The sequence below is a fragment of the Aquibacillus salsiterrae genome (assembly GCF_028416595.1).
In the GTDB taxonomy this organism is placed as follows: domain Bacteria; phylum Bacillota; class Bacilli; order Bacillales; family Amphibacillaceae; genus Aquibacillus_A; species Aquibacillus_A salsiterrae.
This window is the reverse complement of sequence record NZ_JAMQKC010000002.1, coordinates 408978-431083: the sequence shown is the minus strand read 5'-3', so window position 1 is coordinate 431083 and position 22106 is coordinate 408978. Positions and strand designations below refer to the sequence as shown.

At 39.1% G+C, this 22106-nt stretch carries 22 protein-coding genes, 1 tRNA gene and 1 riboswitch; of the genes, 3 read left to right on the top strand and 20 right to left on the bottom strand.

Going from position 1 to position 22106, the window contains the following annotated elements:
• Positions 1-165: 165 nt before the first annotated feature.
• A riboswitch (SAM riboswitch) is annotated at positions 166-281 on the bottom strand.
• A gap of 101 nt (positions 282-382) precedes the next feature.
• A tRNA-Arg gene (locus NC799_RS04480) sits at positions 383-455 on the bottom strand.
• Between the two features lie 187 nt (positions 456-642).
• On the opposite strand from NC799_RS04480, the gene NC799_RS04475 reads away from it, so the two are divergent.
• The gene (locus tag NC799_RS04475; RefSeq protein WP_272445152.1) at positions 643-771 is read left to right on the top strand and encodes a hypothetical protein; all 129 of its coding nucleotides are present in this window, start codon (positions 643-645) and stop codon (positions 769-771) included.
• A 267-nt stretch (positions 772-1038) separates the two neighbouring features.
• Positions 1039-1629 carry an ATP-dependent Clp endopeptidase proteolytic subunit ClpP gene (gene clpP / locus NC799_RS04470; protein ID WP_272445151.1) on the top strand — a complete coding sequence of 197 codons (591 nt, stop codon included), beginning with the start codon at positions 1039-1041 and terminating at the stop codon, positions 1627-1629.
• Positions 1630-1981: 352 nt separating this feature from the next.
• Here the strand turns inward: clpP and NC799_RS04465 are convergent, their stop codons facing one another.
• From NC799_RS04465 to NC799_RS04435, 7 genes are all read right to left on the bottom strand, one after another.
• The gene (locus tag NC799_RS04465) at positions 1982-2233 is read right to left on the bottom strand and encodes an HPr family phosphocarrier protein (protein WP_272445150.1); all 252 of its coding nucleotides are present in this window, start codon (positions 2231-2233) and stop codon (positions 1982-1984) included.
• 137 nt (positions 2234-2370) lie between these two features.
• Positions 2371-3315, bottom strand: a complete 945-nt coding sequence (whiA, locus tag NC799_RS04460; RefSeq protein WP_272445149.1) for a DNA-binding protein WhiA — start codon at positions 3313-3315, stop codon at positions 2371-2373.
• 42 nt (positions 3316-3357) lie between these two features.
• Positions 3358-4311 carry a gluconeogenesis factor YvcK family protein gene (locus NC799_RS04455; RefSeq protein ID WP_272445148.1) on the bottom strand — a complete coding sequence of 318 codons (954 nt, stop codon included), beginning with the start codon at positions 4309-4311 and terminating at the stop codon, positions 3358-3360.
• Between the two features lie 4 nt (positions 4312-4315).
• Entirely contained in the window at positions 4316-5200 is an 885-nt protein-coding gene (rapZ, locus tag NC799_RS04450; RefSeq protein WP_272445147.1) for an RNase adapter RapZ, read from the bottom strand.
• A 17-nt stretch (positions 5201-5217) separates the two neighbouring features.
• A complete protein-coding gene (locus NC799_RS04445) occupies positions 5218-5691 on the bottom strand; it encodes an NUDIX hydrolase (protein ID WP_272445146.1) in 474 nt (157 codons plus the stop codon).
• A 405-nt stretch (positions 5692-6096) separates the two neighbouring features.
• The gene (gene trxB / locus NC799_RS04440) at positions 6097-7047 is read right to left on the bottom strand and encodes a thioredoxin-disulfide reductase (RefSeq protein ID WP_272445145.1); all 951 of its coding nucleotides are present in this window, start codon (positions 7045-7047) and stop codon (positions 6097-6099) included.
• 118 nt (positions 7048-7165) lie between these two features.
• Complete coding sequence (locus NC799_RS04435) at positions 7166-8170, bottom strand: tetratricopeptide repeat protein (protein WP_272445144.1); 1005 nt, start codon at positions 8168-8170, stop codon at positions 7166-7168.
• A gap of 399 nt (positions 8171-8569) precedes the next feature.
• Between NC799_RS04435 and NC799_RS04430 the strand changes: the two genes are divergently transcribed.
• A complete protein-coding gene (locus tag NC799_RS04430; protein WP_272445142.1) occupies positions 8570-9490 on the top strand; it encodes a ketopantoate reductase family protein in 921 nt (306 codons plus the stop codon).
• Positions 9491-9598: 108 nt separating this feature from the next.
• Here the strand turns inward: NC799_RS04430 and NC799_RS04425 are convergent, their stop codons facing one another.
• From NC799_RS04425 to uvrA, 12 genes are all read right to left on the bottom strand, one after another.
• Positions 9599-11260, bottom strand: a complete 1662-nt coding sequence (locus tag NC799_RS04425; protein WP_272445141.1) for a glycerol-3-phosphate dehydrogenase/oxidase — start codon at positions 11258-11260, stop codon at positions 9599-9601.
• Between the two features lie 112 nt (positions 11261-11372).
• A complete protein-coding gene (glpK, locus tag NC799_RS04420) occupies positions 11373-12851 on the bottom strand; it encodes a glycerol kinase GlpK (RefSeq protein WP_417006668.1) in 1479 nt (492 codons plus the stop codon).
• Between the two features lie 62 nt (positions 12852-12913).
• Complete coding sequence (locus NC799_RS04415; protein ID WP_272445139.1) at positions 12914-13441, bottom strand: acyltransferase; 528 nt, start codon at positions 13439-13441, stop codon at positions 12914-12916.
• Positions 13442-13444: 3 nt separating this feature from the next.
• Positions 13445-14083, bottom strand: a complete 639-nt coding sequence (gene ppaX, locus NC799_RS04410) for a pyrophosphatase PpaX (RefSeq protein WP_272445210.1) — start codon at positions 14081-14083, stop codon at positions 13445-13447.
• A 240-nt stretch (positions 14084-14323) separates the two neighbouring features.
• Complete coding sequence (lgt, locus tag NC799_RS04405) at positions 14324-15151, bottom strand: prolipoprotein diacylglyceryl transferase (protein ID WP_272445138.1); 828 nt, start codon at positions 15149-15151, stop codon at positions 14324-14326.
• Positions 15152-15166: 15 nt separating this feature from the next.
• On the bottom strand, positions 15167-16114 hold the full coding sequence (hprK, locus tag NC799_RS04400) for an HPr(Ser) kinase/phosphatase (RefSeq protein ID WP_272445137.1): 948 nt from the start codon (positions 16112-16114) through the stop codon (positions 15167-15169).
• Positions 16115-16273: 159 nt separating this feature from the next.
• Entirely contained in the window at positions 16274-16639 is a 366-nt protein-coding gene (locus tag NC799_RS04395) for a phage holin family protein (RefSeq protein ID WP_272445136.1), read from the bottom strand.
• A gap of 3 nt (positions 16640-16642) precedes the next feature.
• The gene (locus NC799_RS04390) at positions 16643-16837 is read right to left on the bottom strand and encodes a PspC domain-containing protein (protein ID WP_272445135.1); all 195 of its coding nucleotides are present in this window, start codon (positions 16835-16837) and stop codon (positions 16643-16645) included.
• A gap of 27 nt (positions 16838-16864) precedes the next feature.
• Complete coding sequence (locus tag NC799_RS04385) at positions 16865-17959, bottom strand: DUF4097 family beta strand repeat-containing protein (RefSeq protein WP_272445134.1); 1095 nt, start codon at positions 17957-17959, stop codon at positions 16865-16867.
• A 21-nt stretch (positions 17960-17980) separates the two neighbouring features.
• Positions 17981-18637, bottom strand: coding sequence for a bacillithiol biosynthesis deacetylase BshB2 (gene bshB2, locus NC799_RS04380; protein ID WP_272445133.1), 657 nt, complete (start codon positions 18635-18637; stop codon positions 17981-17983).
• 47 nt (positions 18638-18684) lie between these two features.
• On the bottom strand, positions 18685-19038 hold the full coding sequence (locus tag NC799_RS04375; RefSeq protein ID WP_272445209.1) for a YojF family protein: 354 nt from the start codon (positions 19036-19038) through the stop codon (positions 18685-18687).
• A 186-nt stretch (positions 19039-19224) separates the two neighbouring features.
• Positions 19225-22101 (bottom strand): excinuclease ABC subunit UvrA, encoded by a 2877-nt coding sequence (gene uvrA / locus NC799_RS04370; RefSeq protein ID WP_272445132.1) that lies wholly within the window; start codon positions 22099-22101, stop codon positions 19225-19227.
• Positions 22102-22106: the final 5 nt, after the last annotated feature.

The following is a 22106-nucleotide window of genomic DNA, read 5'->3' as shown; positions in this document are numbered from 1 at the left end:
GGCATAAGACAAGCCCTGACGTGGCGGTCTTTGCCACACAAGGGATTGACTTATGACCCCGAGGGGCTAGGCGCCCTGCACTAGACAGCTCTTGGATCTTTTTATGCTTTCTTATCTTATAAAAAAACCTCACTAAGAAGATAGTGAGGTTTATGTACAGCTCTCCTCTTATCTTCCAAGCATACTGTGCTTAGCAGGAATTGGCACCTTTTCAAGTTCATGAAAAACTTGATGGTTGCCGGGTTTCATCGGGCCAGTCCCTCCACCTCTCTGGATAAGAAATATAAAATTAGTAAATTAGTTTTTTATTAAAATGTAGTCTAGCATGGTTGTTTTTTTCTGTCAACGTCCACCAACACTAGACACATCCGCTTAAACTTAACGCGCCCGGAGGGATTCGAACCCCCGACACATGGTACCGGAAACCATTGCTCTATCCCCTGAGCTACGGGCGCACAAAAAAAAATACTTATTCAGTATTCAGCAAAAAATCGAACAAAGTTTATTATAACGGATAATTATATAAAATTCAACAAACTTTTAGTAAAATGATTTCAATCCAAACCCAATGAGCAATTATTATCAATAGACAACTTTCCTACATAAGTTATACAGTTAAACAATGATTGAGGAGAGAATTCGATGTCAAAGTTTAAAACATCCATCGGTAAATATCAAATGGCGTATCAAATTCAATTCTATGATAACCAAATGATGAATAAGTTAGACAAGGTGTCATACCTAGTTATTTCAAATCATAAATTAGAATAACTTGGCTATTTTAAAATAAAAAAACTCTATTTAGGTTTATTTCCAACGAAAAGCGGATACGATACTTATAGGAGAAAATTGGTTATAGTAGGAAGTTCCTCACTTAAAAGCGTACAAAGATATCCCACATTCAAACGAAACAGGCTACTTAGAAAAATACATACATAATCATTGCATTTTGTTTGACCTTTATTGACCAATTAGTTAAGATTAGCATAGTTACAAATGTATTTAACGACACTAATAAAGTTAGAGGAGGAAATTCGAATGAACTTAATACCTACAGTAATTGAACAAACGAACCGCGGGGAACGTGCATATGATATTTATTCAAGACTATTGAAAGACCGAATTATTATGTTAGGAAGCGGTATTGATGACAATGTTGCTAATAGCATTGTTTCTCAGCTATTATTTCTAGCAGCTGAAGACCCTGATAAGGATATTTCGTTGTACATCAACTCTCCTGGCGGCTCGATTACAGCTGGTATGGCGATTTACGATACAATGCAATTTATTAAACCAAATGTATCGACTATTTGTATCGGTATGGCTGCATCAATGGGTGCATTCTTACTTGCAGCAGGTGAGCCTGGTAAGCGTTACGCATTACCAAATAGTGAAGTAATGATTCACCAACCACTTGGTGGAACACAAGGTCAAGCAACAGATATCCAAATTCATGCTAATCGTATCATTGAAATGCGTAGTAAGCTAAACAAAATCTTATCAGAACGAACTGGTCAACCATTAGAAGTCATTGAACGCGATACAGAACGCGATAACTTCATGTCAGCTGAAAAAGCAAAAGATTATGGTTTGATTGATAATGTAATGGAGAAAAAACCTACAGAATAAAAGAATAACAAGAAGTCGAGATCAAAAGCGCAAGCGCCTTGCTAGCCCGCCAGGCATAAGACAAGACCTAACGTGGCGGTCTTTGCCACAAAAGGGATTGACTCATGGCCTCAGGTGGGGAGGCGCCCGGAGCTAGACAGCTCTTGGATTTTTTTATACTTTCTTAACTTTGAAGAAAAGGGCGGATATTTATCCTCCCTTTTCTTCGTATTCTTTAAAATTAATAGCCCGGGTAGTGAGATTCTCATTAATGAACTTGTAGGGATAGCCTATAATTGGCATATTTACTTGTCGTTCCTGGGGTTTACATTTGTAAGGAAGGTGCTGTATTTACGTAGTAATAAGTGAGTAGTTAGTTTTTGACAAAGTTAGTCAATTCATTAACAGCTGTTTCATCATCTTTTCCATTTGCAATAATTGTAATTGGTTCTCCAGACGTAATCGCTAAGCTCATAAGACCCATGATACTTTTTGCATTAACTCTTCTCCCATCTTTCTCTAAAAAAACTTCAGAGACATATCCATTTGCCTTTTGGACAAATTCGGCTGCTAGCCTTGCTTGCAACCCAGATTCTAATTCTACAACAACAGATTTTTCAATCAAAATTAACCCCCCCTTTAGAAAGCGCTATCATAGAGATGTAAAAAATATTCTCTCTGTCCAGCGGAAGAGAGATATTTTCTATTATAGCATGTATATTAAATTATCCACAAGAAATCGAATAGGACAATTTTCCCATTTTAATTAATCACTTCACCTTTTCTTACCTTTTCAGCAAATTCATCGATTTTACGTAATCGATGATTAATTCCTGATTTACTAATCTTACCCGTCGACACAAGTTCGCCAAGCTCTTTTAAAGACATCTCTTGATACTCAACACGTAAGACTGCTATTTCTTTTAATTTATCAGGTAACGCATCAAGACCTACTGTTCTTTCAATGAACCGAATATTTTCGACCTGACGGAATGCAGCTCCAATTGTCTTGTTTAAATTAGCAGTTTCACAGTTCACTAACCGATTGACTGAGTTTCTCATATCTCGAACAATTCGAACATCCTCAAATTTCAATAAAGCTTGGTGTGCACCAACATAATTGAGGAATTCCGTTATTTTCTCCGCTTCTTTCAGATAGACAATAAAACCTTTTTTTCGTTCTAAAATGCGAGCGTGCAGGTTAAAGGAATTCATCAGTTCACAAATAGCATTGTTATGCTCTTGATAAAAATTTGATATTTCTAAATGATACGAGGATGTTTCTGGGTTGTTAATCGAACCTCCCGCTAAAAACGCTCCTCTTAAATAAGCTCGACGACAACAAAGCTTATCTAAGAACTTATTCGAGATTGATCGGATTAATTTTAACGGTTCTTCCAATATTTCAAGGTCGGCTAAAATCGGACGGACTCCTTCTGCCATCCGGACGATATAAACGTTATTCTTTTTCAATTTCATTTTCTTTCGAACAAGTAACTCGACTGGATACGAATATAACGATTTAATTAACGTATAAATTCGTCTTGCAATTGCTGCATTTTCTGTTTGGACATCTAAAACATATTCTTGCCTTGAAAAGGAAATAGCACCATTCATTCGGATTAATGCAGCCAATTCGGACTGCGTACAACAAGAATCATTCGTAATCTGAGTGAGCTCTTTCTTTATGTCTGAAGCAAACGACAAGCCCATCACCTCCCCAGTGGTTTAACCTGTTGTTTGGCTTTTTTACAACAAGGAATAAAGTAATTTTGCAACTTTTCCCGTATCATGACGGAGCATTCTTTTGCTGTGGTCAATGATATCTGCTTCAATTATTTCTAGTCCCATTCTTCGTAACCGGTCCGTATCATAAACAACTGGCTCCGCGTTTTCTTCGGCGTATATTTTACGGACATCACTGACAATTGGCTTATTATTTACAATAATTGAATGAATGCATCCTTCACCGACATGGTTTGTTATAGCTTGGACGTGGTCTGCAGCAGTATAGCCACTTGTTTCCCCTTGTTGTGTCATCACATTACAAACGTAAACAACTTTACCTGTTGTATTTCTTAAAGCATCTCCAATTTGCGGTACAATCATATTCGGTAAGGTACTCGTATATAAGCTACCAGGGGCAATGACAACGAGATCTGCATCTATTACAGCTTGGACTGCTTCCGGTAGCGGCAGTACTGGTTCAGGCTGAAGAAAGACTCGCTTAATTTTTTTATTTGCAAGTGGGATGTTCGACTCACCAGTGATTATTTCGCCATCTTCCATTTCAGCATGTAAATACATGTTTTGGTTGGCAATAGGATAAATTTTCCCTTTCACATTTAACACTCTCGATATTTCCTTAATCCCATTATAAAAGTCCCCAGTAACAGATGTCATTGCTGCAAGTAGTAGGTTTCCCATCGAATGACCAGACAAGCTATTACCATTTTTAAAACGATGTTGAAATAATTCCATCAGCATTGGTTCTACATCAGATAACGCAGCTATTACATTTCTTATATCACCAGGTGCTGGCATTGCCATTTCGTTACGTAGCCGGCCTGAACTTCCACCATCATCTGCAACGGTAACAATTGCAGATAGATCAATCGGATAGTCTTTCAAGCCTCGAAGGAGTACTGGCATACCAGTCCCGCCACCTAAAACAGCCACATTTCGTTTTTTAATAACAGTCATACAATTAACGTCCCTTTCTTTTATCTATATCACGATGACTAACATGTGTAATATAGTTAGTAGAAAATTGCTTCGCAAAATGCTCTGCAATTGCCACAGAACGGTGTTGGCCTCCAGTACAACCAATCGCAACAACTAATTGACTTTTGCCTTCCTTTTTGTACTGAGGTAGCATAAAACGCAATAAATCACTAACCTTTTCCAAAAAGATCTGTGTGTCAGACCATTTAAATACGTAGGAGGATACTTCTTCATTTAATCCGGTTAACGGACGCATATGTTCCACATAATGAGGGTTAGGTAAAAAACGTACGTCAAACACTAGATCTGAGTCGATCGGGAGTCCATATTTAAACCCGAAAGAAGCAAAATGGACAGAAAATATTTCTTGTCCGTTTCCACCATATTTTTTAACAATTTTCTCCCGCAACTCTTTTGGCTTTAAATTGGTCGTGTTTATAATGTTTTGCGCTCTTCCTCGTAACTCATCTAATATACGTCTTTCCTGTTCAATTCCCTCTAACGGGAGACCCTCTTGAGCAAGTGGGTGGGACCTTCTTGTTTCTTTATACCTTGATACTAACGATTGATCATCCGCATCTAGAAACAAAATATGTTCTTCTAGCCATTGTTCTTTCCCGAGCTTGTCTAGTGCTTCAAATAAAGAATCAAAAAACTCCCTGCCACGTAAGTCCATAACTAACGCAACACGGTGAATATTATTCGAAGCATCTCTCATTAGTTCGAGGAATTTCGGAAGTAATGCGGGAGGCAAATTATCGACACAATAATAGCCAAGATCTTCAAAACTTTGTACTGCAACTGTTTTACCAGCTCCGGACATTCCTGTGATAATTACAAGCTTCGTTTCTTGTTCCTTAGCAGCCAACGTTGACCTCTCCTTTTTTAAGGCTTACTATCGCTTGGTGGATCTAATCGGACATTTAGTAAATGATAATCTTCCGTGTACGTAAACGTTCCATATATCATTTGATCGTTTTCAAGGATATGTTTATAGATAGAGCGGTCTCCCTCTGCCATCGGTTTATTCAGAACTTCAGAAACAGGTACCCACTCCAGTTCACCCTCATCACTTTTCTTAAAAAGTTTTCCATCAAATTGGCTACAAAAAAAGGTAAACATCATCCACTCTTGGATTATTTCTTCTTTATTTTTTACAAGTATGGTAAAGGCTCCTTGTAACTTCGGTTCTTTTATTTGTAAACCCGTTTCTTCTTTAACTTCCCTTATCACAGATTCCTTAATCGATTCACCACGCTCCATCTTACCACCAGGCATGGCATACCAACCACGTTTCGGTTTTTTCAATAGTAATACATGATCCTTATATCGCAATATACAATTTGTTACTCGACGCAATCCTTATCAACTCTTTCTAAAAAGATAGTCGTTTTTGAAGAGACAATCTTTCTTTATTATACAATGAACATTTATATTCTCACAAACAATGATTTAGAAATACTGTTTATGTAGTCCAGCTTATATTTTCCTTATAAAGTTCAAAGCGCCAAAAAGCTAAGTAAAAAAAAAAAACGGCACAGGCGAAATACACCTGTGCTTTCATCTATATTTATAAAAAGGGGGTCAATTAGTTAATTACATTATACCCAATTTATATTTCGTACGTGTTACAACCAGGTTAAATTGTAATTACGGTTAATAAGAAAAGCGCAGGGCGCCCGGAGCTAGACAGCTTTTGGTTTTTTTTATACTTTCTTATCTTGTAAGAAAAGCGGGGCGCCTTGGTAACCCCTGAAAGGCACTTTATTCCTCTACAGCATTTAGCTCTTCTAGTAAGTCTTCGATGTACGCTTGCGCTGCTTGTGCTGCAACACTTCCGTCACCTGTTGCTGTTACAATTTGACGTAAATCTTTTTCTCTAATGTCACCAGCTGCATAGATTCCTGGCACAGAGGTTTCCATTCGTTCATTCGTCACAATGTACCCTTCTTCATTAGTGATTCCAAGTGATTTAAATGGTTCACTTAGTGGGTTCATCCCAATGTAGATAAAGACCCCATCAGCAGGGTGTTCATATTCTTCACCGGAATTTGTAACTAATGTTACACTACCGACTTTACCGTCTTTGCCATTTATTTCTTTTACTGTCGTATTCCAAATGAAATCTATTTTTTCATTGTCGAACGCACGTTTTTGAAGAATTTTCTGGGCGCGCAATTCGTCACGACGGTGAACAATTGTTACTTTACTTGCAAAACGTGTTAAATAAACGCCTTCTTCAACAGCAGAATCTCCGCCACCGACAACAATGAGCTCTTTTTGCTTAAAAAATGCCCCATCACAGACTGCACAGTAGGAAACACCACGCCCACCTAATTCCTCTTCGCCTGGTACACCGAGTTTTTTGTATTGTGCACCAGTTGTGATAATGACAGTACGAGCTTTATATTCCTTATTGCCGGCCTTTACTGTTTTATATTCTTTGCCATCAATAACTTCCTTAATATCACCATAAGCATATGTTGCCCCAAACTTTTTAGCATGTTCAAACATTTTATTAGATAAATCTGGACCTAATATATGGTCATATCCAGGATAATTTTCTACATCTTCCGTATTAGCCATTTGGCCACCAGGAATACCTCGTTCTAACATTAATGTATCTAAATCCGCTCTAGATGTATACACAGCAGCAGTCATTCCTGCTGGGCCTGCACCTGCAATAATTACATCATAAATATGATCTTCGGACATTCTCCACTCGCCCCTTTCACCTTAAAAGCAATATTCTACATTATTATCAATTATTTATGATATAAGGTCTAATATTCTGCTCATGTTACATACTTTTTGTAAGATGAGGTTACATTATTCATATCCAAGGTGCGCGAACTTCTAATAAAGTGGGATGCTTCATACAACCTTCCTCCCACAGTAACTTAGCTTTATCCACTTGACCAACCCGATAAAGTACAAGCGAATACCATTTATAATAGGAAATATGACCAAGCAATTGAGACTTGGGTAACGACATAAAACGAAGCAGAGCTTCTTCATAATAACCGGTACGAGCTAGAACAAGTGCAATTCGTAATTTTTGTTGTTCGTGGATTGGAAATACTTTCATAAGTGCCTCAATATGACGATCGCGTAGTTTATATTGTCGTCGATGATGATAAAAAACGGCTAAGTTCGTATGGCTAAACAATGATTGTCGGTCCTTTTTCAACCATTTTCTTTCCAAATTTAGTGCTTCTTGTTCGTTTCCAGCAAAAAATAACGCAAAGCTATATTCGTGCTTAGCGTATACATGTTCCGGGAACATAGCCATCATATCTTCTAATAATGGCAGGGCAGTTTCCCACTCTTCTCGTTCCAAATGAAAAAAGGCTGTTTCTTGGTAGACTAATAATTCATCTTCCTCCTCAAAAGCCCAATCATCTTCATCGTCCTCACTTATATCTAAAACAGTTAGCAAGTTTTCAGCATCTACACGAAAATCACCATCCGGTGCTTTCTCTAAATAGGTTTCTATATATTTTTTAGCATCTTGTAACAAACCGAGATGCGCATAATTATTTGCAATGAGGTAATAACAATCAATGTAACTATCTCCATTTACAGCGAGTACTTTAGTTAACATTTGATTGGCAGCATGGTAAGCACCAATTTCGGTATAGATAATTGACATTTGACATTGGTATAATGGTTCATCTGGTTCTAGTTCAACCGCTTTTTTTAACCACTTTAATGCTAGATCAAATTTTCTTTTTTGAAAGGCCTCTACTCCTTTAGTAAAATAGAAGTCTCCTTCAGGAATAAATGGGATGACTTTATCTAGTTTTTCATTTATGCTAATTTCCTCTGTGGTAATCATTAAGTCTCCCCCTTACAATCGTCCAAGAGGAGAAAACCACCCTTTTGAACAACTTCATTAGTAATCTATAGTTGCGAGTTTTACCGTATGAAGTATATCATATTTCTAACTATTAATATATAGCGAAATAAAGTCAGTCCTCCCTTACATCTTTTTTTGGGGATACCGTGATTTTTTTTCTATTTTTTGCATAGTAATGTTTAGTAGTGGTTAGCTGCAGATCAATACCTGTATTTTTCTAGAAACTGCACGTTACCCACGGCTGGTTTTCAAATGCAAAATAAATCAGCTAAGCGAAAACAGAAAAAAGGGCATTCAGGTCATTACACCTGAATCGAACATCTAATGATGCGAACTAGCACACAAGAGAATGCATGAAGTTCAATAGGAGGAATTATTTTGAAAATTGTTGTAGTAGGAGCAGGAGCAGTTGGTGCATATTTTGGTGCAAGGCTAGAACAGGTTGGAGAGGATGTTACCTTTCTTGTTAGAGAAAAACGCGCTAGCCAGTTGAGTCGCCAAGGATTAATTATTACTAGTGTCGAAGGAAATTATGCAATTAAGGAACCGAAAGTAGTTACAAGCCCGAACGACATAGATGAAGTCGATTTAGTCTTATTTGGTGTAAAGGGATACCACTTGGAAAATTCCATTGCCCAACTTAAAACTTTAGTTAATAAAGGAGCCAAAATACTTCCATTACTTAATGGGATGGAACATATATCTATTTTACAAGAAAAACTTGGCCAAGAAGCGGTACTCGGGGGATTATGCTTTATTATATCCACTCTTAACTCTGATGGGGATGTGGTCCATTCCAGTAGTTTCCATGATTTACGACTAGGACCTCTTCACCCATCGCAAAAGGAAATCTGTAATAAGTTTGCCGAAAGCGCACATAATGCCAACATGAATGTTGTCGTTTCAGATGACGTTGTTCTTGAAATGTGGAACAAATATATGTTTATAACGGCGTTCTCCGGAATCACAACAGCTACTAACCTAGCTATTGGAGAGATAAGAAGAAATCCTGCCACACTGGAAATAGCGAACAAAGTATTAATTGAAATGCAACAGTTAGCAAATGCATATGACATCCCGTTAACAAGTAAACACGTAGGTAAAGCAATGTCTAATTTAGCCTCACTTGCAGACGAAGCAACCTCTTCCATGCACCAGGACCGTCGAAAAGGTGGGCAACTAGAAGTAGAACACATACACGGTGGAGCACTACGTTTAGCGAAACAAAAAGGACTAACTTTACCATACACCGATGCAATATATGGAATAATCAAGCCCTTCGAAAATGCAAAGCAATAAGAAAAGCGCAAGTCGCGCCCGGAGCTAGACAGCTCTTGCATTTTTATACTTTCTTTTCTTTTAAATGAACAGCCTGGGTTAACTCCTTTGTGAGTAACCCAGGCTTTGTTAATCTTCACGTATCGTAGCTACATCTAGCATTTGTTGCAGTTCTCTAGCATAGTACCCCATTTCTTCTTGGGTCCAGTGGAGAACCTCTCCCATATAATTGCTAACAGGTTTTCGGTACTTCTCCACCCATGCTATATCAAAAAATAACGCACTCGTACGACGGATAAAAAAATCAACTGGCTTATACACACACTCTTCATCAATCGCGTAACGAAGCTCAGCAAACACAATTGGATCTATCCCAGCCTGTAACGCTTCGTTTGTTAAGCTCTCATATTTTTCAAAAACCTTTTCCACATTGGCCCCATACCGACTAATTAATATCTCTGCCTGACTTAGATGTATTCCAAGTGCCTTTGCATGGTTCATTTGTTGTTGCTTGAAGCGACTAAATCCTTTCGAACCACCCACTTCTCCACCTGATATCGGAATCTGTTTCGTTTCTGATTTAGAATATAAAATACCAACTTCATTTTTCAGCTGTTTCGTGACTAAATCGATAACGCTTTCTGCCATTTTCCGATAACCGGTTAGCTTACCGCCTGCAATCGATAATAGGCCAGAATCCGATACGAAAATCTCATCTTTTCTAGAAATTTCATCAGGGTCTTTTCCTTCGTCACCAATTAGTGGTCGCAATCCCGCCCAGCTTGATTCCACGTCATCCTTCGTAATCGATAAGGTCGGGAACATGTAATGGATGGCTTGAAGGATGTAATCGCGATCATCATTCGTTATAGTAGGATGAGCGATATCACCATCATACGGCGTATCGGTAGTTCCAACATACGTTTTACCGTCTCTAGGGATGGCAAATATCATCCTTCCATCCTCATTATCAAAATAGATAGCCTGTTTTAACGGAAATGTAGATTGATCAAACACAAGATGTACTCCCTTTGTTAAATAAAGTGTTTTCCCTTGTTTAGACCCATCCATTTCCCGTAACTCATCAACCCAAGGACCTGCAGCATTAATAATTTTTTCGGCAAACAACTGATGCTGTTGGCCCCCGATTTGGTCTTCAACAGTTGCACCGACTACTTTATTTTGTTCATTATAAATGAACTCTGTCACCTTACAGTAGTTGAGTGCTTGAGCACCAAACTCAATGGCCTTCTTCAGCACTTCAATCGTTAAACGGGCATCATCTGTCTTATATTCTACGTAGTAGCCAGCGCCTTTTAAATGCTCGCTCTTAAGTAATGGTTCCTTTTTCAATGCCTCTTTTTTCGATAGCATCATTCGTCTTTCAGTCTTTTTCACTTGTGCTAAAAAATCATAAAAGCGAAGACCTACATTTGCCGAAAGTGGGCCGAAATTGCCCTTTTTGTAAAAGGGGAGCATCATCCACTCTGGTTTGGTCACATGCGGACCATTCTCATAGACAACTGCTCGCTCTTTCCCAACCTCAGCAACCATTTGCACTTCCATTTGTTGGAGGTACCTTAATCCGCCATGGACTAGTTTAGTTGAACGACTTGATGTACCGAATGCAAAATCTTGCATCTCAACAAGCCCGGTTTTCAATCCTCTTGATGCAGCATCCAACGCTATACCTGAACCGGTGATCCCCCCACCAATGACTAAAACATCCAATTTCTCATTCGTTAAAGACTCATAAATATCATTCCGGTATAAATTTGAGAACCTTACCATAACTAACCACTACTCCTTTATCCTACAAACACATACTACCCAGATAATAGGATATAATCCCACATAACTTTTAAAAAGTTCTAGCGTGCCACACGCTCTAGGCTACCTATTATTATTTAAATACACGCGTAGCTTCGACCGCTTTTTTCCAACCATTGTAAAGTTGGTCACGCTCGTCTTGCTGCATGGCGGGTGCAAATGTTTGGTCAATTTTCCACTGTGAGGCTATTTGTTGTTTACTATCCCAAAAACCGACTGCTAATCCTGCCAAATACGCAGCTCCAAGGGCTGTTGTCTCATTTACTACGGGTCGTTGCACGTTTACCCCAAGCATATCACTTTGAAATTGCATTAAGAAGTTATTCTTAACAGCCCCACCGTCAACGCGTAACGACTTTAGTGGAATGGCAGCATCGCCTACCATCGCTTCCACAACATCCTTCGTCTGATAAGCAAGCGCCTCTAACGTTGCGCGAATCACATGCTCTTTCTTTGTTGCACGTGTTAAGCCGAACATTGCACCGCGTACGTCACTATCCCAATACGGTGTCCCTAATCCAACAAATGCAGGAACTAAATAGACACCGTCTGAACTTGTTACTCTAGTGGCATATTCCTCACTTTGTTTTGCGTCGGTGAACATTCGTAACCCATCACGTAGCCATTGTACAGCAGAACCAGCAACAAATATGCTACCTTCTAAGGCATACTCAACTTTTCCATCAAGCCCCCAGGCAATGGTTGTTAGTAACCCATGGTTGGATTCAACTGCCTTTTCTCCAGTGTTCATTAGGACAAAGCAACCAGTCCCATACGTATTTTTCACCATTCCTTGTTCAAAACAAGCCTGACCAAACAATGCGGCATGCTGGTCACCAGCAACACCTGCTATTGGTACATTGTGACCGAAAAAGTGGTAATCAATTGTTGTTCCATATATTTCTGATGATGACTTTACCTCAGGTAACATACTTTTCGGTATGTCTAAAATACTCAATAACTCATCATCCCAATTTAGATCATGAATATTGAATAATAGTGTGCGTGAAGCATTAGAATAATCGGTGACGTGGACTTCTCCACCTGTTAACTTGTAAATCAGCCATGAATCAATCGTGCCAAACATTAAGTCACCATTATCCGCTTTCTCTCTTGCCCCTTCGACATTGTCAAGAATCCACTTGACCTTTGTTCCGGAAAAATACGGGTCCATTAACAGTCCTGTTTTCTTTCTAAAGGTATCTTGGTACCCCTGATTGATTAACGATTTACAAATGTCTGTTGTCTGGCGCGATTGCCAAACAATTGCCTTATGGATTGGCTTGTTCGTATGTCGGTCCCAAACTACCGTTGTTTCTCGTTGATTGGTGATGCCTATCCCTGCAATTTGGGCTGGGCCAATATCCGCTTTCCGTAATACTTCTGCCATACACGCTGTAATGGAAGTCCAAATCTCATTGGCATCGTGTTCTACCCAACCAGATTTCGGGAAAAATTGTTCAAATTCACGCTGGGCAACCTCGATAATCTCCCCATCATGATTAAATAGAATCGCCCGAGAACTTGTCGTTCCCTGATCTAAAGCCATCATCAACTTCTCCAAACCTAGATTCCTCCCTCGGTTTAAGTTTTCCACGTAAGCTAATGGAAATCCTATCCTTTGAAAAATTCATCTTTCCTTAGACGTTCTTCCATTTCTTCCTTTGTATAAATAATCTTCATTGGATTTCCACCAACGAAAGAGCCTTGAGGCACATCTTTATGGACAAGGGTTCCGGCCGACACGATCGCCCCATCACCAATTGTAACCCCCGGAAGAATCGTTGAGTTCGCTCCAATCATCACATTACTACCAATAATTACTTCCCCTAAACGATATTCTTTAATTAAATATTCATGTGCTAAGATCGTCGTATTATAGCCTATTACGCTGTTTTTACCAACAGATATTTTCTCCGGAAACATGATGTCTACCATGACCATTAAAGCAAATGCAGCTTTGTCACCAACTTTCATGCGTAAAAACGTACGATACAGCCAGTTTTTAATTCCTAAAAACGGTGTATAGCGTGCTAGCTGGATAATAATGAAGTTTTTCATCACCTTCAAAAATGGAACCGTTTGGTATATTTGCCAAAGTGAGTTTGCCTTTTCAACTTGGTATCTTTGTGTGTTCCGCATTGATTACACCCCTAAAATGGGTAAAAGATCCTTCATTTCTTCTAACATATAATCTGGTGCTAATTTTTCTAAAGTCTCCCGGCCTTTAATCGTCCATGCGACACCAGCTGTTTTTGTGTTTGCATTTTTCCCGGCCATCACATCATGGGTGTTATCTCCTACCATTAGTGTTTCTTCTGCTTTCGCATCCAATTGTGCCAACGCTTTAAAGATTGGTTCAGGATGTGGCTTGGCGTGTTCAACCTCGTCTAAACCAATCACCACTTCAAATAAATCACCCATACCTGTTAGTTCTAGTCCTTTAAGCGCAGTATCTTTCACTTTTGTCGTGACAATACCTAATTGAAAACCAGCTTGTTTTAGTTTGTGAATGGTTTCTACTACAGTCGGATATGCAGTAACATAATTATCATGATTTGCTAAATTATGTTCCCGGTATGTCTGAATCATTTCCTCCACTCGGTTTGGATCAACCGACCGAAAACTGTCAGCAAGTGGTGGTCCAATAAACTCCAGAATATCCTCCCGACTATACTGGTTTTGGGCATAGTGCAAAAGTGTATGTGTAAACGACGCAATAATTAATTCATTCGTGTCAATAAGCGTTCCATCTAAATCAAAGAGTATCGTTCGAATCGTCATCGATGTCCTTTGCTCCTTTCTCTTCCTTTGTCTGCTTTGTTCTAAGTAATGTTTAAAGAGGTTGTTTAAAAAGTCCGGTAAAAATGACACATCGAATTTCTTCATTGGCTTACTTTTCCGCTCCTCATGTACCTACTTGCGTACATTCCGGTGCTCAAAGCTACGCCGCCTCGAACTTCTCGGTCCTTTTTATCCTCCTTTTTAAACACGCACTTAAAGGGGCCCAACAGGGAATTTTCATTATACTTTCTCGCCATCATACCGCTTGTTAGCTAAACCTGCTTTACGTCGATAGATGATAAGTGCGATACCAACAAGTACTAAAAGAATGGAAATTACTTGTGCTGTTCTTAAATTAGCAACAATATATAAACTGTCCGTACGCATGCCTTCAATAAAATACCTTCCAACCGAATACCAAATAAGGTAGCTTAAAAAGATCTCTCCTCGTCTTGGATTGTAACGACGCAATATAAGCAAGAAGATCATGCCTAGTATATTCCAGACAGATTCATAAAGGAAGGTTGGGTGATACAAAATTCCACCAATACACATTTGATTGGTAATGAAATCCGGTAAATATTGCAAAACGTTTTGATATGTAGCTTCCGAAACTGGGCCACCATGTGCTTCTTGGTTCATAAAATTGCCCCAACGACCAATTGCCTGACCTAAAATAAGACTTGGTGCAGCAATATCAGTGATTTGCCAAAAGGACAGTTTCTTTACCCGAGTAAAAATAATCGCTGTTATAGCAGAACCAATTAACGCCCCATGAATGGCAATTCCGCCTTTCCATACAGCAAAAACCTCCCACCACTGCGCCCCGACATATCTATCCCATTCAAAGACAACATAGTAAATTCGAGCAGAAATAATCGCAATTGGAATGGCAAATACTACTAAGTCAACAAACGTATCTTTCTGTAAACCTAGGCGGTCAGCTTCTCGCGTAGCTAACCACAAACCTAGAAAAGCCCCTGTCGCAATAATTACCCCATACCAATAGACAGTAAAAGGCCCAAGTTCAAGAAATACCCGATCTATTGCGGGTGCACTACAAGTCAAAGTCTTTCACTCTCCTTAATCTAAATCCATATCTAGTGTACTTTTCTCTTGTTCAATCATTGTCGTCAATCGCTCGGAAAATTCTTCTGCTGCATTAACTCCCATACGTTTTAAGCGGAAGTTCATTGCTGCCACTTCAATAATAACTGCTAAGTTACGACCTGGCCGTACTGGAATAGTTGCTTTAGGTACATCAACATCAATAATTTTCATGGTGTCCTCATCAAGCCCTAAGCGATCATACGTTTTTTTCTGATCCCAAATCTCCAAGTTTATAACAAGTGATATTTTCTTATAAGACCTTACAGAGCCTGCCCCAAACAATGTCATCACATTGATAATCCCTAGACCTCTTATTTCAAGTAAATGTTCAATTAATGGCGGGGCCGTACCGATTAACCTATCATAGTCCTCTTGTCTAATCTCAACGCTATCATCTGCAACCAGTCGATGACCACGCTTTACTAATTCTAGTGCTGTTTCACTTTTACCAACACCACTTTGACCTGTTATTAAGACCCCAATCCCGTAAATATCAACAAGTACCCCGTGCACAGCGGTAAATGGTGCAAATTTAGCTTCTAAGAAGTTAGTTAACCGACTGATTACTCTCGTCGTTTTATACGGGGAGCGCATTAACGGAACACCCGATTTGTTGCACGCCTCCACTAATTCTTCAGGAATGTCCATCCCACGAGTAATAACTATCCCTGGTGTGATGTCTGTGCATAAACGTAAAGCACGATTTCGCTTTTGCTCACTGGTTAAGTCATCAAAATAGGATAATTCTGTTTTACCTAACAATTGAAGTCTATCTTTCGGGTAATATTTAAAATAGCCTGTCATTTCAATACCAGGACGAGATATATCACTCATGAAAATCTCTCGATGGATTCCATCTTCTCCTGCTAGTAATTCGAGTTGAAACTGATTTAATAAATCCTCTGTACGAACCTTCACCATACCCTTTTCCCTCCATCTTGCCTAAATGATGTCAATCATTGTTAACTATTGTAGCATTTTTTCACTAGGGAAGCACCATCAATAGCAAGCTTCTTAGTCTAAATAATAGGAAGGAAGAATAGTTCCAATTAGCCTAATATAAAACAGCGCAGGTTTGGTTTACCTACGCTGTACCAAGATTGTATCTTTAATTAATCGTTGTAAAATAAGATTTAAAATCGACAAAATAACAGCAGCACCGATTGCCATAGCAAACCCACTAATTACAAAAGAACTTCCTAGTAACACTTGGGTAATCATTAATGTAATAGCATTGATGACGAAAAGGAACAATCCAAAAGACACAATAGTAATAGGTAAGGTCAGTACCACAAGTAAAGGTTTGACGAAAATATTTAGCACCGATAAAATCACGCTAGCTAATAATGCTGTACCGAAACCTTCCAAATAAAAGGAAGCAAATAACTGATCAACAACAATTAAGGCAACGGCATTTAATAGAATTGATAACATCCACTTTTTCATCGTTTACCTATCCCTTTCATTCGGAATGATAAAGATTCCTGCAAGGTACAACAACGCTAAAGGGAAAAATGTCGTGAAAATTAAACCAACAACAAAGACTATTCGAATAATGGTTGCATCAATGGAAAAATACTGTGCAATTCCACCCAACACACCAGCTAACATTCGTTGGTCATTTGGACGAACTAATTTCTTCACAAGAACCTTCCCCCTTATAGGTTTACTTTACGTTAATTCATGTGGGATGATCCAAATCGAGCCTGTTTTTGTCTCTGCCTCTAGATGAAAGACTTGCTCCTTCTGGTGAGCTTCTGTTTCAAAATGAAGTGCCCGTTTTACCATATCTTTTTTTTCGGCGTAGATTTTATAGTTCGTTAAATTACAATGAAGATTACCGATATTCGTTTCTAGTTTTCCATCAATGACACTATCCTCTGGAACATGAAGCCGGATACTACCTGTTGTCGCTTTTAAAAAAGCAATTTCCGGTTGCCTGTGCCAAGTACAATGGATACTACCATTGACGACTTGCGCATCTACCTTTTTCACATCCCCTACTAAGTAAACCGAACCACTGATTGTTTCTGCTTCGATAGTATCCGCCAAAAGATTGCCACCTTTAAGCTTACCATTAACGGTTTGGGCATTGATTGTTTTCATTTCAATCGAATGAAGATCAATCGAACCATTGGTCGTTTTAGTTCGTAGCTGTTTTCCTTTTAAATATTCCACATTAATGGAACCATTAAACAAATGTAGACTAACTTTTTCATAGAATTTCGTTGGTATTCGTATCGTCGTATCAACCTTAACCTGTTTTGTTGAGATGATAAAATGAAGAATTCCGTCGTCAATCGAGAAATCGGTCTGCTCTAAAAACTTTTGTCTAGCTTCCTCTTGATTGTTCACTTGATAGACTTTCGCTTCACACGCTATCCGAACGACATCTTCATCCCATGGAACAATTTGAACGTTTCCGTTGGCAATATCTATATCCATTTTTGAAAAGCGCGTATCGTTCATTTGGAAAACGTGTGAGATGGAATAAAAGTTGCCAAAATTCAAATCTAAATCAACATTTTTGATTTTAGTAAATGCCTCTTCTAGATAGCCTAACAATTTTGCTGCAGTACCTTTCTCACGGCTATTTCCTTGATACTCGTTTGGGCGCTCTTCCCAATTAACCTTCTCACTAATGGAATAAGGATTGTTTGCAGCTTGTTCAGTTTTATCTACTGACTCAAACAATTCTTCAGCTTCCTCTGAGCTTAACATTCCATCTTCTACCATCTTTAAAATTTTCCTTCGCTCTTCATTCATTAACAAATCCCCTTTAGAGCTTTAGAATTTCCAAGTATAAAAGCTTTCTGTCCCTAACCGGGCTTTGACTGTTGCTTCAAAATCCTCTGAGTCCTGTTTCATTTTACTAATCATGCCTTGTGCTTGTGATTTGTGTGCTAAAATTGTGTTCATTTTCGTCTTTAAATAGGGAGTAATATCATTGACGATATCTGGTTCGCCTAAATCTTGGATATGTGTCATCGAAATTGCTTGAGCCCAAACGGTTGGGCGTTTGTTTTTGTCCATTCTACTAACCGCCTCGACCGCAGCAGCCCCAAATGCATTGTGGTCAGGGTGGACTGCATGTTCTGGATAGTGGGTAATGACTAGACTCGGCTCGATTTTTTCCAGGATTCCCTTTAATCTTTCTGCTACTTCATCACGAGACTCAAATTCTAAAGTTTTGTCACGATAGCCTAACATCTGTAACTCTACGTCTAATACCTTGCATGCCTCTATTAATTCCTTTTTTCTAATTTCCGGAAGAGTTTCGCGATTAGCAAACGTCGGATTGCCCATATTTCTTCCCATTTCTCCTAATGTTCCACACAAATAGGTAACTGGAATACCTTCTTTTCTAAACTTAGTAATCGTACCTGAGGCTCCAAATGCCTCATCATCTGGGTGGGGATAGATTACAACCACATGTTTTTCCACTATTACACACTTCTCCCTTACTTAGATTATATTTATGCGTCTCTCGTTTAATAACTAAAAGGCGTTTCACTAATTTCTAATGTAACCATCAATCTTCCTTCTCGGTCATGACCTGCCATTAATAATCGGTTCTGATTGTCTACCTCATATTGGTTAATCCCTTCAGCGTAGACCCAGCCAATATCCATTTTAAGTCCAACACGATAGGCTCCGTTTATTCCAACAATTTTGGCGTGCTGATATGTTACTTTCGCATTACGAATAAAAGCACCAACATTGTAGGCTTTATCATCGAAGTGACTTGCATATGCTCCGTTAGTAGTTTCCAAATGAACATAGACCTCTTTATTTAGAAATCTGTTTAACTCCGTTTGTACTTTATCGATATGGATTTGTTCCATCCAATTCACCCTTTCCTTCTCCTTCTTAAAAAAAGCCATTGCTACTCTTATTATAGCTTCCTATAGCAGTCCCCAACAAGCAAAGCACTTGGGGGATATTTAACTTGTCACTCAAGCCTGTACATTAGAAAAAAATAAAAGGCTGAAACAAATAAATTCCAACATGCTTCAGCCTAAAATATCCATCTAACTTTGTGCTACCTTTTCCTTTTCATTCATTCTTTCTTCCATTCGTTTCCGGTCCCGCTCGAGGATTGGTCTCAAATACGTACCAGTATGTGAATCTGGATGGTTCGCAATTTCTTCTGGTGTACCAGTCGCTATAATCATTCCGCCGCGGTCACCACCCTCTGGACCTAAATCAATCAAATAATCTGCTGCTTTTATAACATCAAGATTATGCTCAATAATAAGAACCGAATCGCCGTTTTCTACTAATCGTTGAAGTACCTCAAGCAAGCGTGAGATGTCATCAACATGTAGCCCGGTTGTTGGTTCATCCAAAATGTAAAAAGTTTTACCATTTGATCTCCGGTGTAATTCACTAGCAAGTTTCACCCGTTGTGCTTCTCCACCGGACAATGTCGTTGCTGGTTGTCCTAGGCGAATATACCCTAACCCTACATCAAAAACCGTTTGGAGCTTCCGCTTGATTTTCGGGATGTTTGCGAAAAATCCAAGAGCTTCTTCCATTGTCATATCGAGTACATCAGCAATATTTTTCCCTTTATATTTAATCTCAAGCGTTTCACGATTGTACCGTTTGCCATGGCATACTTCACACGGTACATATACATCAGGTAAGAAATGCATTTCAATTTTAATAATCCCGTCGCCACGACAAGCTTCACAACGGCCACCCTTCACATTAAAACTAAACCTTCCCTTTTTATAACCCCTTACTTTTGCCTCATTCGTTTGGGCGAACACATCACGAATGTCATCAAATACACCAGTATAAGTTGCCGGATTGGACCTAGGGGTTCTTCCAATCGGAGACTGATCAATATCGATTACCTTCTCTAAATGCTCTGTCCCTTTAATAGCCTTATGCTTCCCTGGTTTTTGCTTGGCTCGATTTAGTTTCATCGCTAAGCCTTTGTGCAATATGTCGTTGACGAGCGTACTTTTTCCAGAACCAGAAACACCAGTTACAGCTGTCAATATACCAATTGGGATTTTAGCATTTACATTTTTTAAGTTGTTCTCTGCTGCACCGACAATTTCAATCACTCGTTTGTCTGGTTTCCTGCGTTGATATGGGACCGGAATAAACTTTTCACCTGATAAATATTGACCAGTTAACGAATTTTTATCCTTCATCACTTTTTTAGGAGTACCGCTCGCAACAATTTGTCCTCCGTGCTCACCTGCACCAGGTCCAATATCAATTAACCAATCAGCAGCTAACATCGTATCCTCGTCATGTTCAACAACAATGAGCGTATTGCCAAGATCGCGCATCCGCTGTAAAGTTCCAATTAATCGATCGTTATCTCGTTGATGTAACCCGATTGAAGGTTCGTCTAGAACGTAAAGCACACCTGTTAAGGCCGATCCAATTTGCGTTGCAAGTCTAATCCGTTGTGCTTCTCCACCGGAAAGTGTCCCAGCAGAACGAGACAATGTTAAATAATCTAAGCCAACATTGTTTAAAAACGTTAATCGATCACTAATTTCTTTCAAAATCATAGTTGCTATTTGTTTTTCTTTTTCAGTAAGGCTAAGTGTTTCAAAAAAGCTTTTTGCTTCTGTAACAGACAACTCAGTCACTTTTCCAACATGTAGGCCATTGATAAGTACAGCCATTGCTTCTTCTTTTAGCCGGTAACCATTACAGGCTGGACACGGTTTTTGTGCCATATATTTTTCCATTTGTTCACGGATAAAGTCAGAGCTTGTTTCCCGGTAACGCCGTGCAATATTGGCGATAACACCTTCAAACAAAATATCGTTTTCTCTAAGGACACCAAAATCATTCTCATAGCGGAAATGGATTCGTTCTTTACCACTTCCATCGAGAATTTTATCCATGTGGTCTTTTGGCAGTTGCTTTACCGGTACTTCCATATCAATTCCAAAGTGACTACAAACACTTTCGAGTAGCTTCGGGTAATATTGGGAGCTAGTCGGCTCCCAAGCAGCTATCGCACCTTCCTTTAACGACAGTTCCTTGTCTGGAATAACTAAATCTAGGTCCACCTCTAACTTGGTACCAAGTCCATCACAGCGGTCGCAAGCTCCAAACGGACTATTAAATGAGAATAAGCGTGGTTCTAATTCTCCTATCGAAAAACCGCAAATTGGACAAGCATGTTCCTCACTAAACAGCAGCTCTTCCTCGTCTATCACATCAACAATTGCTTTTCCGTTTCCAAGCTCTAAGGCCGTTTCAAGGGAGTCGGTTAACCGTGTCGATATTCCATCCTTTACAACAATTCGGTCGATGACGACTTCAATGGAATGTTTTTTATTCTTTTCTAATTTGATTTCCTCTGCTATCTCGCGCATTTCTCCGTCAACACGTAGGCGGACATAGCCTTCCTGTTTTAAGTTATCCAATACTTTAACGTGTTCACCCTTTTTCCCAGACACAACAGGTGATAGAATTTGAAGCTTTGTTCGCTCTGGATACTCTAAAATGCGATCAACCATTTGTTGAACTGTTTGCGAAGATATTTCAATATCATGTATGGGACATGTTGGCCGGCCAACACGAGCAAATAACAACCGCAAATAGTCATATATTTCCGTTACTGTTCCCACCGTTGATCTCGGGTTTTTACTTGTAGTCTTTTGGTCAATCGATATAGCAGGTGATAAACCTTCGATAGCGTCAACATCAGGTTTATCCATTTGACCAAGAAACTGTCTGGCATAAGCAGACAAGGATTCGACATATCGTCTTTGTCCTTCTGCGTATATCGTGTCAAACGCAAGTGAAGACTTACCAGAGCCTGACAACCCGGTTAGAACAACTAACTTATCCTTTGGTATTTCTACATCAATGTTTTTAAGATTGTGGGCTCTTGCTCCAAGAACCGTTATTGATTTAGTTGCCATCTATG